Source organism: Methanosarcina horonobensis HB-1 = JCM 15518 (assembly GCF_000970285.1).
In the GTDB taxonomy this organism is placed as follows: Archaea; Halobacteriota; Methanosarcinia; order Methanosarcinales; family Methanosarcinaceae; genus Methanosarcina; species Methanosarcina horonobensis.
Genome location: NZ_CP009516.1, coordinates 1,561,997 through 1,574,868, shown reverse-complemented (window position 1 = coordinate 1,574,868; position 12,872 = coordinate 1,561,997). Strand labels below are relative to the sequence as shown.

The window sequence follows — 12,872 nt, the reverse complement described above, 5'->3', positions numbered from 1 at the left end:
AGAAACAACAAACAACACTTAACTTTGCTAAATGTACTTTGAATCCGACTCAGATTCGATTGAACATAATTTGAATCTATTTTTAATACTGGGGGTATCAGGCAAATGCTATTGATGGATATAATAACATGGGAACCTAAAGACTCAGCAAAGGTTGAGGGCCTTTATAAGAACTATGAATACCCGAAAGGCATGAAAGTAATTGACGAATGGATTGACCTTACTGGCTACCGCATGTTTGTAATTTACGAAACTGAAGACGAGAAAACGTATACACCTTCAGTCATTCCTTTTATTGGTGTCTGCAGGTTCGAAACAATTCCGGTTATGAAAGCAGACAAATATATGCAGGCGGCTCAGGAACGTGCCCAAAAAACCGGAGAGAAAGGGATAGGGGCTGCTCAGGGTAAGGAAGAATCAGAAGAAATTTATGAGCAGATAAAAATACTTGAAAAAAGAATCGAACGCCTTGAACATCACTCTTTCATCCAGCAAGAAGATACGACCTGAAACTTTAAAGAGGAGAACTCCAGGTAAATTTCTCCGAATTTTTTCCGAATTTATTTTTCGAGCGCACTCTGGAATTTATCCGCGCCCATCCTGTATATGTGCCACCCATCTACAGGGCTTCCTCCGAAGTATTCGTAGAATTCTCTTGCAGGGTTCCAGTCAAGTACTGCCCACTCCATTCTCCCGCAGTTCCTTTCTTTTGCGAGCTTAACGCAGTGCAGAAACATCGCTTTTCCGATCCCTCTGCCCCGAAATTCGGGTTTCACAAAAATGTCTTCGATATAGAGCCCTTGCTTTCCTACAAAAGTGGAGAAGTTGTGGAAAAAGACCGTAAAACCTGCAGGCACTCCGTCAAGTTCGGCAAAGAAAACCTCAGCATAAGACTTTTTGCCGAACATTGACTCCTTTAGGGTTTCTTCCGTGGCTGTAACAAGGTGAGTAAGGTTTTCAAACTCGGCAATCCCTTTGACAAATTCAAGGATAAGAGGGATATCTTTTTCACCTGCAATGCGGATATTCAAACCAGATTTTTTCTCAGTCTCCGACATTTTTATTCCTTTTTCCTTTTTAGTTGATTGGTTAATATAACTCTAGAAGTTCCAGCAGGGCTTTGAGAGATTGTATATAAATAATTCCAAAAATTAAATGCGTAAGCCTATTAAATTGAAGATAGTATTTTAATGTAATTTATAGAAGTTAGCTATACTTATGAAAGCTCTGATGATAATTGTCTGGAATAATCGCTAAAAAGATATATTGAAGGAATCAATTAAGGAAATGGTGGGCAGATGAAAAACAATAAACCTGTATATTGCACTTTCAGAATGTTCAATTTACGAACCTTAAGGGATCCCTGATGCTCTGCCAGGAAGATTTCAAACCTGTCACGCTTGCTGACAGGAATTTTTTCGAGCGACATTACGCACTTTACCCGCAATCCCACAGCAGCAATACATTCACAAATATGGTCTGCTGGAACCATTTTACACCATACCAATATGCATACGTGAATGGAAACGTAATTATTTCATGTACCACTGAAGGAGTTACCCGGTTTCACCCTCCAATAGGTCCCCACGATCCTGAACTTATGCGTGCTCTTTTGCGGCTGGCAATGGACGTAAGTGACGAGACCCCTCTTGTACTCATCGATCCTGATACTGCACAGTGGATACAGGAGCTTGAGCCAGGCCTCTTACTGGTGCCGGATAGAAATAACTTCGAGTATATTTACAGAGTTTCCGACCTTGCTGAACTTCCGGGAAAAAAATATCAAAAAATCCGTAGCCAGCTCAACAGGTTCCGAAAGAATTGCACGCATACGGTTGAACCAATTATACCCGGAAACCTGGAAGAGGTTATGGAACTCCTGAGAAAATGGCACGATTGGAAAGGGTGCGACAAAAATCCGGTCCTTGCCCACGAGGTCGAAGCAGCTTTCTATGCAGTTGAGCACTTCACTGAACTTCCCCTGAAAGGCTTTTTGCTCCGGGTTGATTCGGAAGTCGGTGCCATCTCCCTTTTTGAGCGTCTTAATGCCGATACAGCACTTATCCACTTCGAGAAGGGACTGCCGGACTGCGAAGGGATCTATAAGGCTATCAATGCGAAAACGGCAGCAGCTCTTGCAGGCGAAGTGGAATACATTAACCGTGAGAGCGATCTCGGGGTCGGCGGCCTCAGAGAAGCAAAACTGAGGTATCACCCGCACCACATGGTTGAAGTATATTCGCTTAAACGCCCGAATTGCGCCTCGCCCGAATTGCGCCTCGGGATCACATGAAATCGGAGATTTCATGGGAGTTGCGATGTAATCGCAACAGTACGCAGTCCTTTTCGCTGCGCTCAAGAGGACTAATTGATTGGTCAGAATAGGATCTTCACCCAAAATGATTGTCCCGCTCGACGCAGGAGAGCGGTTTTTCCAAAAAAGGGAAGAAGAGACAGGAAAGAAGAAAAAATCAGAGAATTGAAAGAAAAAGGAAATAGAAGAAATTGTTTTTTCTGCCTTTTATACTTCTTTTTTCTTTTCCCCGAAAGCTTCCTTTACGATCTTAACTGCGCACAGTTCCCCACACATAGAGCAGGCATCGCTTTCCGTCTTCCTGGCATCCCGTATTTTGCGGGCTCGGTCGCCGTCGATTGCAAGCTCGAACTGCTTTTCCCAGTCAAGGTCCCTGCGGGCATAAGCCATAGCTGTGTCCTGCTTCCAGGCGCGTTCTCTTGGACCTTCTTTTATGAGATCAATAGTGTGGGCTGCAAGTTTTGTTACAAGCAGACCTTCTTTGATGTCCTCGAGAGACGGAAGAGCAAGGTGTTCGGAGGGTGTTACCATACAGAGGAAGTCAGTGCCGTGCATTCCCGCTACGGCTCCTCCGATTGCGCCGGTTATGTGGTCAAAGCCAGGGGCGATATCGGTAACAAGAGGACCCAGAAGGTAGAGAGGGGCTCCGTCGCAGAGCTCTTTCATGCCCCGGACACTGAGTTCGATTTCGTTTAAGGGGACATGCCCCGGCCCTTCCACAAAAGTCTGGACATCGGCAGCCCTTGAACGTTTTACAAGCTCCCCGAGGGTGATAAATTCCATGAACTTCGGGCGGTCGGAAGCATCGGCAATACAGCCCGGACGCATACCGTCTCCAAGGCTAAGGGTCATGTCGTACTCTTTTGCGATTTCAAGGAGATAATCGAATTCGGCATAGAAGGGGTTATCTTCCCCGTTGTGCAGCATCCAGGCAAGGGTAAAAGAGCCTCCGCGGCTGACAACATTCATAATCCGGTCACTCTGGCGTAGACGCTCAAGAGAGTTTAAGTTGACTCCGGCATGCACGGTTACAAAGTCCACACCCTGTTCGGCATGTTTCCTGACAGCATTGAACATGTCGTCAGAAGTCATTTCCACCACAACTTTCTGGGAAGCTGCAGCCTGATAAATGGGGACGGTTCCTACCGGGATGTTTATGGCTTCAAGAATGCGGGTGCGGATCTCGTTCAGGTTTCCGCCTGTTGAGAGGTCCATTACTGCATGAGCTCCAAAGGCTTCTGCGGCTTTTGCTTTCTCAACTTCGGCATCGATATCGATGCAGTCCCTTGATGTACCTACATTGGCATTTATTTTTGTGCTCATATATTTGCCAATTCCTACAGGGAGGGTTTCTCGCCTGATATTCTTCGGAATGGCAATCAGCCCTTTTGCCACGCAGGAACGGACAGTTTCAGCGTCTATTCCTTCAGCTTTTGCTACGGCTTCAATTGCAGGGGTAATGATTCCCCGCTTTGCGTCTTCCATCAGCGTCATTTTTTACTCCGTATGTGAGGTGGATGAGATAGTATTCCGGTCCTAGAGTGTTCCAGCCCTAAAATGTTTCAGTCCTGAATAAGGACGTAGTAGTAAGGACACACCAGTAAAGAAAACAAGGACTACCGGTAATGTACCAATAATAATGATAGTGAAGTAATATAATTGGATCAGGTTTAATATAACCGGATCAATTTTCTAATCGAATAAACTTCCCTGTTAAAATGACTATAACGATTAATTCGGAAATTCCAGTTTGTAGATTAGAACAGAGAGTAAACTGATATATAGCTTTTTACATTCGGAAAAGTTCCCCAATAATGTATAAACAGACAAATATATAAATAATGTAAGCCTATTAAGTAGGGCATACATATGCAGGAAATCCAGACCTGTTGTTTATAAAGCGAAGGGTTTTTTACAGAGGGCAGGGGTTTTATAGACAGCGTGAACAGATAACCGAAGTTGATCAGTTTGAGTCAAAAGTTTAATCGGGAAACGTTTCATTACTTAATAGTACATATTTCCACATACTTCCTGACTATGCTACCTTTAATATTTCTTACAATATTTCATACAGTGTTTCTTAAAATTTCTGAGCATTTTCCATAACGTTTCCTCATTAAATTCTATATCCCAATAACAGAGATTAAGGTACTTTATATGACAGTTGTCGCATTTGCAGAAAAAAACAAAGCAGCCGCCCAGATAGCCAGTATCCTTGGCGATGGGGAAGTGGATAAAATTTCGGTAGAAGGGCTGCCTGCTTACGAGTTTAAGTGGAAAGGGGAAGAATGGCTCGTCATGGGACTGTCCGGGCACATTATGAGCTACGACTTTCCCGAAAAGTACAACAAATGGAGTGAAGTTGACCCGAGCACACTGCTTGGGGTTGACCCTGAGAAGTTCGTGACCAGGAAAGAGTACGAAGCTGCGATAAAAAACCTGGCAAAACGGGCAGACAAAATTATCCTTGCATGCGACTATGACAGGGAAGGGGAAAACATAGGGTTTGAAGCAAAAACCCTTGCCGAAGAGGTTACAAACGTACCTGTCGCAAGGGCACGTTTTTCAGCCCTTTCCCCAAAAGAGGTCAGAAAAGCTTTTGAAAGTCCTGTGGACCCTGACCATAACCTTGCCATGGCTGCGGAAGCCAGGCAGATCCTTGACCTGAAAATGGGGGCTGCGTTTACGCGCTTTGTCACGCTTTCGGTCAGGGAAAAGGCAAGGACGAAAGATGTCCTTTCAATAGGACCCTGCCAGACTCCTACCTGCGGGTTTGTTTACGAAAGGGAAAAAGCAATCCGGGCTTTTGAGGCAAAGGACTTCTGGAAGATTACTGCAATTTTTGCCGCAAAAGGTGGAGAATTCGAAGGCACTCACAGAGCAGGAAACATCCACGACAAAGAAAAAGCAGCTGAAATTTTCAAGCGGCTAAAAGGGGCAAAGGAAGGGCTTGTCGTAAAGAAAACGGTAAAAGAAGCGAAAACCAGCCCTCCGAACCCTTTGAATACTACAGAGTTCCTGAAGCGGGCTTCAAAGTTCCTGGGAATCAGTCCGGAGGTTGCACTCGAAACCGCGGAACAGCTCTACCTTGCAGGGTTTACTAGCTATCCGAGGACAGAGACTAACAAATATGCAGACGACTTCGACTTTAAGTCCCTTGTTTTTGATTTTGCGAGGCAGAAAGAGTACAAGCCCTTTGCCGAGTCCATTCTCTCCGCCCCGATAGTGCCGAAGAATGGAGAAAAAGACGCGCATGACCATCCCCCTATTCACCCTATCCGGGCGGCTGCCAGGGGAGAGATCAGCTCCGCAATAAATATCCCGCAAGCGGCAGAAGTCTATGACCTTATTGCAAGACATTTCCTGGCAAACCTGATGCCTGCAGCGGTTTTCGAAAAAACACACCTTCACCTGCAGGTTCAGGAAGAGCCTTTTGACTCCTCAGGGACCGTGCTTAAAGATGCAGGCTGGCTCGAAGTCTATCCTTTTGAAAATAAAAAAGATAAGCTCCTCCCGTTTGTAGAGGAAAAAGAGAAAGTGGACGTAAAAAAGCTGAGCAATACAAAGTCCAAAACCAGTCCTCCGAAGAAGCTGACAGAAGCCGAACTCCTGACCCTTATGGATAAGCACGGGATAGGGACAAAAGCAACGGCTCCTACCCATATCGAGACAAACAAAAAGCGGGGTTATTTCGAGAACAAAGGAAAAACGATTTCTATCCTTGATACAGGCTTTACCCTGATGGAAGGGCTTTCTTTATCCGTCCCGATCCTTGTCAGGCCTGATATCCGCTCAAAGATTGAAGCCCTTATACAGGAAGTAGAAGACGGGAAAAAAGAGTTCGAAGCTGCCCTTGATGAAGGTACAGTCCTGATAAAAGAGATGTATGCCCAGCTTGAAGCAAACAAAAAAGAGCTGACCTCAAACATTGCAGGTACGATCAAGGATGAAGCTGCCCTTGAAGACAAGAAAAACTACATCGGGACCTGCAAGGCATGCGGGCACGTGCTCAGAATCGTGCAGACGGATTCCGGGCGCTTTGTGGGCTGCACAGGTTACCCTGATTGCAGAAACTCGTTCCCCCTGCCGAAAACCGGAGCTCTGACCGTACTCAGGAGCAAAGAATGTAAAAAAGAAGGAGCAGCTGTCCTGAAGGTAGGAAATAAGTATAACTGGGCTGTAGGTGTAGGACCCTGCTTTAAATGTGAGCTTGAAAAGGAATGTTATCCTCCTGAAACCGTGGGACCGTGCCCTGAATGTGACGGGAGAATGTTCCTGATATCTTTCAAAGACAACCGCTTTCTGGGCTGCACAAAACGCTGCGGATATACGCATTCGGTCCCAAAGACCGGAAAATTAACCCTTCTCGATAAAACCTGTGAGATCTGCGGCTGGAAGCTATTCAGGCTAAAAGAAGATGGAGAAGGAAGCGAAATCCCGGAAGATGATTTCTGCTTAAACCGGCGCTGCACGGAAGGTATAAAATACTGGAAAAAAGTGAGCCCCAGAAATGAATCGAGGGCACAGAGAAAGGTTTCTGCAGATCCTGCAACAGGGTCGGGGACGAAAAGTGCGGGAAGAGGTACGGAAAAACCGGCAGCAGGCAGAGTTTCAAAAGCAGTATCTGTTGCAGGCAGCAGGAAAGAGAGTAAGTGAAGGCATCAAGGGAAGAAAAAGAAGAAAATAGACAAAATTCTTCTACTTCCTATTTCTTCTACTTCTTCCTCCCTTCAAACTCTTTCTACTTTTTGGGCAAATGGTTTTTGAGGCCAAAAGATTACGTTTTGGACGAAGTAGATTCATTCTCCAAAGTATCTCATAGCATAACCATAAAGAGTCATAGCATAACCATAAAGAGAAGGCATTTTCTGTCTTCCTTCTGACCTGTAAAATAATGAAACTATGTGAGATGAGATTCTAAAAGAGATAATCCTGAAAAATAACAAAATTCTAAACAAAATTTCAAAAGAGAGATAAGAAAATCCTTTCGGATTTTCTCCTGCTTCTAATATTTAGTCAAAAAGAATTATGCTGCTGCAGGTGCAGGTGCAGCTGTGGGCATTGCTTCGACTTCGGTTTTCCTGATCTCGACTCTGCGGAGCGGGTAAATGAACTTGGCCTGCCTGTAAATGGCTGCTGAGAGTCTGCCAAGGATTGCTTCCTGCATGAAGGTTTCAAAATCGGTTTCGGATGCGCGCTTCTTGACGATCTCAACCATCATTTCCCTGATGGCCTGCATCTGGCTTGAACGTGCCCTCTTGATAGTGAAGCAGGTAGGTTTTACGCGGATAACAAAGCCGTCTTTAGTCTGGACTTCGATATTGGCATCGATCCTGGAAGTCTGCCTTTTTACGATTGAGCGAACATAGTCGGTTGTGAGTTCATGACCCATGAGGTCAGTAGTAGCTATGTCTCCGACAACGTTGTTGATCCTGAGGATGACCTTTGTGTTGTTCTTGGTCATGTCGTTGGTAAGTTCCCCAACTGTGGTTTCAACATTGCGGCCTACGAGCAGTGCAGCGTCTCCTGCCATTGTGCTTCCGACAATAACCCTGTTTAAGTAAGCAGGGGCTTCAATATTGTACCATTCCTTGGATTTCCATCCGTCAAGCTTTCTCTGTACTTTCTTTCTTGCCAAGTAATTCCTCCGAAGTAACTCGTATATGTAGTTTTATCTTGCTTTGTCCTGATGCCCTCAGGCAGTCTCAGGTTTTTGTCTTCCGGATGCTCGGATGAGCCTTTCCATAATCAATGAGCGTGAAAGGTTTTCAGGCGTTCTGCACAGTTCTGAACTGCCTCAGGATTCGCTCTTTTGTAACCTTCTCCATGCAATACAAAAATCTCTGAGCCTCTTAGCATTTCCGGACTGGGGCCCCATCCCATCTGCCGACAGCCACAGGCTCCTGATAGTCAAAAATGTGACCGGAAATCGGCCAGATATTCTCAGAAATTAGCGGATACTAACTAGTTAATGGCTCACTATACACATCATTTCCATATATAAAGAAATCGGTCAGAAACACGTTCTGTCCTCCTGTTCTCACGTCTCGCAAAGAGAAAAAGGAAAAAATGGGTTGAACATCATTGAAAAATTTAAAGGTAAAGGTAAGAGTAAAAAGTTAGGGTAAAAGTTAGGGTAATAGTTAGGGTAAAAGTTAGAGGAAGCGAATTCCTTCCGGCATTTTACCTGCTCTTTTCCTGAACTCTTCCGGCCAGTTCTCAGGATTAAGCCCCTTCTGCGCAAGGAAGACTGCAGCCCACCTCTCAAGTCCTACCCCAGAACACCCGGACCACAGTTCTTCTCCGGACTGAAGCTTTACATTGAAGCCTTTCGGATACTTGTCCCCGTTGATGCTTACGTTCTGGAACTCGAGCCATTCGCCGTTTTTCCCGCGGTAAGGCAGACAGGCTTCGTAATCAGTAGTCCCGACACTGTTCTCTTCGGCAAGCCCGAGCAGCCCTTCCTGTGCCATGAACCAGGGAGTAACCCTTGCTTTCCTCCATTCAATGTCCAGGATGTCGTTGAATATGTGCATATAACGCTCGTGAAGCTCTTCTGCACACTTTACTACCTGTTCTTTTGTCCCTATCCAGACGATTTCAATCCTGTGGAACTCATCAACCCTTTCAATCCCGTGGATTCCACCACTTTCATATCTGTGAGAGGTTCCGGATCTGTCAAAGACCTTCACGGGAATCTCGTCATTCGGAAGTGTCTCACCAGTTACGTACATCCAGAAAGGCGGGCACTGGGCATAGCACATGCCGCCTATGGGCTCTCCTATTTTTTCTTTTATGAGCTTTGTCGGCACCTCGTGTGTGACCTTATAATAATCTGCAACCTCTTCCCAGTAATCAGGGTCCCTTGTCTGCGGAGGGCATACATAATAGATCTCGGGATACACACCCTTGGCATGCCCGGATTTCATCCAGACCTCCCAGGTGACCAGTTTCGGGAAAATCATCTCCCTGTACCCGAGGGGCTCAAGGAGTTCGTCAAAGACGATTTTTTCGAAAGTCCGGAATACTCTCGTAGACTGGGGCCCATGGATCCACTGCCCGCGGCTTGCCCCTCTTTTGAGCCAGCCCTCTTTCAGCATCGCCTGGGTCGGGTCTTCGTTAAAGGGGTGCTTCATGGGCTCCCTCTGCCAGATCAGGTTCCAGTGCTCAGCCTTTGCCCCGTACCGGGCAGCCTCAATTTTTTCTTCAAGCAGGGTAAGGACGCGGTCAGGGACCCTGTTCTTCATCTCAGCTTCCCCTACTTCAAGCTCGAGTAAGATTCCGCCTTCGATATTTTCCATACCCTTTATGTAAGGCACCTTCAGCATCCTGAGCTCGTGCTCAGCCGGCACCTGGATGGTAAAGGACTCAACTTCAATTCCCCTGATTCCGATCCTGTACTTTTTCCCCAGCTGCTCTGAAAGCACTTTCTTCAGCCGCAGGACGGCATCATGCACCCTGACATACCTTCCTGACTCCAGGGTAAGCTCGATCCTGTCTTCCCCGAGCTTCCATTCCGTAATTTTCGCTCCCTGCCCTTCGGGAGCTCCTTTCGTAAGAAGAGTACTGTTTGCCTCTTCAAAAAGCGCAGCTACGGTCTCCTTTGTGGGAGTGGGATCTGCACTTGTTTTAAAATACGCTCTGAGTTTGAATTTCAGTTCCAAGGTTTGAGCCTCTTTCAGTTATATTTGATAAACTGGCTGTGAGTCTGGGAAGGATGTCAGCAGATATTAAGTGCCTATTCTGGAGAGAAGTGATCTGCAGTTGCTATAATTCGGTTTAAGATTAGATATAGATACCCAAACTGTTATGATCTTTTTACTTAGATAAGAAATTGACAACTAAATAAATATTTAGATTTTGTAATCTGAAACTCATTTTTGGGATCGGATAACTATTATAGAGAAAATAGCTATTATAATTCAGTAGTAATTGAGTAACAAAGAACAAAAAAGGAAAGAAAGGAAAATGCCTTCCCAACAACTCAAGGATGCTGACTATTACATAAGAATACTCAGACAACACCTGCCGGAGATAAAAGAAAAGTACAGCGTGAGCTATCCAGGAGTTTTCGGTTCATACGTCCGTGGGGAACAAACAGGTGAAAGTGACTTTGATATCCTTGTGGAATTCGACGAAGCGCCTGGTCTCTTGAAATATATCGAGCTTAAATACTACCTGAGAGACCTCCTGGAAGTGAAAGTAGATCTGGTGACAAGAACAGGACTCAAACCCAGGATTGGAAAACATATCCTTGATGAAGTGGCCTCAGTCGAATTACCGCTTGACGATGTGCAGTGCGTTCCGGTCTCAATGGTCTCTCAAGCAGACTAATTTATGGTTATGTATATCTGAGTTAAAATACAAAAATCTGAAAACATAGGAGACGGACACTATGGAAAATAAAGAAACACACATCGATGTTAATCAGATCCGGCTTCTTATCCAGGAAAGAAAGGACAAAATTAAAGAAAAATTCAAAGCTGAAGTCGTAGGAATTTTCGGCTCATACGCACGTGGGGAGGAAAAAGAGGGAAATGATATCGATGTCTTAGTAAGATTTGGAGAAAGAGCAACACTATTACACCTTACAGGGCTTGGATTTTATCTTGAAGACCTATTTGGAGTCTCTGTCGATGTTGTTTCGGAAAGGGCTCTTCATCCGATGATGAAAGACGATGTATTAAGGGAACTTGTGCCGGTAAAGGGAACTTGTGCCGGTATGAGATTTTACTGTTTTATCTTTTCCTTAAGAAGAAAACGTTACATGTGTTATAATTTCTTTATGAGCCAATAGACAAAAAATCTCTCTAAATTTGGATAAGATTGTCGCTTGCTCTCGAAGTCATCCCTTATATAACATTGAGCTTATAGTCTATCCTGATGGCTGCAATTGAGAAAGTAAGGCTTGAGGGAAGAACTTTAGGAGACATTTTTAAAGAAAATTTCCTTCGCAGGATTGCCGACACAGGTGAGAACATATTCCCTATAAGCGTCGCCTTTGTAAGAGAGTTCGAAAAAGAAGGAAAATCACACGCTAGCTTGATTACTTTTAGCCACCAGAATAATGATGAAGTTAAAAACAAAATCCTGCATGTAGAATCTGAAGATCCAGAATTACTTGAACTCTTTTTGAAAATAATTGAGAGGGAACAAAATGTCACAGGTTCGAAAAGTGAGTCCTGAAAACTACGTTTACAAGAGCAGACTGGACAAAGATCTGGTTTTTGAAACATCTGAAGGTCTGCAGGTAAGCACAAAAATAAGTTACTCCAGAGGAGATATCATTGAGTACCTGCTCTCAGAAATCCAGGAGTTGAAGCTGAAAATTCAGGCACTTGAAAGCAGGAGAACCATTACAGAAGATTCTTTATTATCATTCTGGGACAACGAATATGATGAAGCCTGGAACGAATGTTAAACAGAGAGATATTATTCTCATTCCCTTCCCGTTTTCTGACCTTTCCACAAGCAAAAGAAGGCCTGCTATCATAATTTCTAACAGTTATTACAATACGCGTAATGACGATGTCATCTGCTGTGCCATAACCAGCAACCCAAGAAACTGTGCAGGCTATGTACCAATAACCAGTGCAGACCTTGATAAAGGTCAACTCAACTACCAAAGTCGGATTAAACCTACAAAGGTCTTTACACTTAACAAAAATCTTATAATAAAACCCCTTGCAAGACTAAATATTGAAAAAAGCAAAGAAGTCATCCGAAATCTAAATTCTTCCATCTATATAGAGGATGTCACTCTTGAAGAATAATGGTACTTTGATAGAGCATTTTTGCCAATCTGAGGACAGATTGAAACTCCATTTTTATAGACATTTCCTCTTTAATAACCTTACATGATCGGCAGCCAAGAAAATAATTAATGGATAAACCACATACTCAGAAGAGATCAAAAATGAAACCTGATAGGTGCAGTTTCTGTAAGGGCAAACTCGTTGAAGGTAAAACTGAGTTCGTTGCAAAAGTTGGGGAGCAGATTATCGCCATTAAAGACGTTTCCGCCTATGTCTGCGAAAACTGCGGGGAAGCGTATTATGCTCCAGAGATTTCAAGAAAAATCGATATAGTTATGAAAAAGTTCCATGAGTTCAAACTGCTCCTTCATCCCGTGGCTGCAGGAGAATTAAGTTTTGATGAGATTGTTGCATGACATTACCTGTCGCATCCGTAAATTCTACTACTTATTTCCGCACCTACTTTTGAAAATCTATTTTTATATTTAGCTGCCCTCTATCCCATCTTCCCGCACAACCGTAAGAGAAGAAACAAAGCCAAACTTAAAGCCAAACTTTTCCCAGGCGGGTTTTTAAGATTTTAGTTTTATTTTTCATGAGATAGACTGATTGAAAATAGTTAGAAGCATTCAAATTTTTTATAGTATAGTGCTTGTCTAATAGCCCTCGATTAGATTCAGTCCAAAAATAATGCCAAAAATTATAAATTATAACCATAATTCATACTCTAGCCTTCAAGTATATTTGACAAGTAATTATTATCGCTCCCCTGTGATCGGATGATAAAGCACAATTTAAGCCCT

The 12,872-nt window shown here is 44.0% G+C and carries 13 protein-coding genes; 9 read left to right on the top strand and 4 right to left on the bottom strand.

The genetic code is table 11. The features are described 5' to 3' along the window. Positions 1-105: 105 nt before the first annotated feature. Positions 106-510 (top strand): DUF3303 domain-containing protein, encoded by a 405-nt coding sequence (locus MSHOH_RS07050; protein WP_048138457.1) that lies wholly within the window; start codon positions 106-108, stop codon positions 508-510. A gap of 50 nt (positions 511-560) precedes the next feature. Here the strand turns inward: MSHOH_RS07050 and MSHOH_RS07045 are convergent, their stop codons facing one another. Beyond that, a complete protein-coding gene (locus tag MSHOH_RS07045) occupies positions 561-1,058 on the bottom strand; it encodes a GNAT family N-acetyltransferase (protein ID WP_048138455.1) in 498 nt (165 codons plus the stop codon). A gap of 308 nt (positions 1,059-1,366) precedes the next feature. On the opposite strand from MSHOH_RS07045, the gene MSHOH_RS07040 reads away from it, so the two are divergent. Beyond that, on the top strand, positions 1,367-2,293 hold the full coding sequence (locus MSHOH_RS07040) for a DUF2156 domain-containing protein (RefSeq protein WP_048138453.1): 927 nt from the start codon (positions 1,367-1,369) through the stop codon (positions 2,291-2,293). A 228-nt stretch (positions 2,294-2,521) separates the two neighbouring features. On the opposite strand, the gene thiC is transcribed toward MSHOH_RS07040, so the two are convergent. Then, the gene (gene thiC / locus MSHOH_RS07035; RefSeq protein WP_048138450.1) at positions 2,522-3,808 is read right to left on the bottom strand and encodes a phosphomethylpyrimidine synthase; all 1,287 of its coding nucleotides are present in this window, start codon (positions 3,806-3,808) and stop codon (positions 2,522-2,524) included. Between the two features lie 663 nt (positions 3,809-4,471). Here thiC and MSHOH_RS07030 point away from each other — a divergent pair. Beyond that, positions 4,472-6,970, top strand: coding sequence for a DNA topoisomerase I (locus MSHOH_RS07030; protein WP_048138449.1), 2,499 nt, complete (start codon positions 4,472-4,474; stop codon positions 6,968-6,970). Between the two features lie 370 nt (positions 6,971-7,340). On the opposite strand, the gene MSHOH_RS07020 is transcribed toward MSHOH_RS07030, so the two are convergent. Both MSHOH_RS07020 and MSHOH_RS07010 read right to left on the bottom strand, forming a co-directional pair. Further along, on the bottom strand, positions 7,341-7,952 hold the full coding sequence (locus tag MSHOH_RS07020) for a 30S ribosomal protein S3ae (RefSeq protein WP_048138445.1): 612 nt from the start codon (positions 7,950-7,952) through the stop codon (positions 7,341-7,343). Positions 7,953-8,469: 517 nt separating this feature from the next. After that, positions 8,470-9,978: a serine--tRNA ligase gene (locus MSHOH_RS07010; RefSeq protein WP_048138441.1), complete on the bottom strand. Its 1,509-nt coding sequence runs from the start codon at positions 9,976-9,978 to the stop codon at positions 8,470-8,472. A 304-nt stretch (positions 9,979-10,282) separates the two neighbouring features. On the opposite strand from MSHOH_RS07010, the gene MSHOH_RS07005 reads away from it, so the two are divergent. From MSHOH_RS07005 to MSHOH_RS06980, 6 genes are all read left to right on the top strand, one after another. Beyond that, positions 10,283-10,648, top strand: coding sequence for a nucleotidyltransferase family protein (locus MSHOH_RS07005; RefSeq protein WP_048143260.1), 366 nt, complete (start codon positions 10,283-10,285; stop codon positions 10,646-10,648). Between the two features lie 61 nt (positions 10,649-10,709). Further along, the gene (locus tag MSHOH_RS07000; RefSeq protein ID WP_082089265.1) at positions 10,710-11,111 is read left to right on the top strand and encodes a nucleotidyltransferase family protein; all 402 of its coding nucleotides are present in this window, start codon (positions 10,710-10,712) and stop codon (positions 11,109-11,111) included. A gap of 86 nt (positions 11,112-11,197) precedes the next feature. Beyond that, positions 11,198-11,500: a hypothetical protein gene (locus MSHOH_RS06995; protein WP_048138439.1), complete on the top strand. Its 303-nt coding sequence runs from the start codon at positions 11,198-11,200 to the stop codon at positions 11,498-11,500. Continuing rightward, entirely contained in the window at positions 11,472-11,735 is a 264-nt protein-coding gene (locus tag MSHOH_RS06990) for a hypothetical protein (RefSeq protein ID WP_158024073.1), read from the top strand. The genes MSHOH_RS06995 and MSHOH_RS06990 overlap by 29 nt, the downstream gene beginning before the upstream one ends. After that, positions 11,713-12,087: a type II toxin-antitoxin system PemK/MazF family toxin gene (locus MSHOH_RS06985; protein ID WP_048143258.1), complete on the top strand. Its 375-nt coding sequence runs from the start codon at positions 11,713-11,715 to the stop codon at positions 12,085-12,087. The genes MSHOH_RS06990 and MSHOH_RS06985 overlap by 23 nt, the downstream gene beginning before the upstream one ends. Positions 12,088-12,230: 143 nt before the next feature. Next, a complete protein-coding gene (locus tag MSHOH_RS06980; protein WP_048138436.1) occupies positions 12,231-12,485 on the top strand; it encodes a type II toxin-antitoxin system MqsA family antitoxin in 255 nt (84 codons plus the stop codon). Positions 12,486-12,872 lie beyond the last annotated feature (387 nt).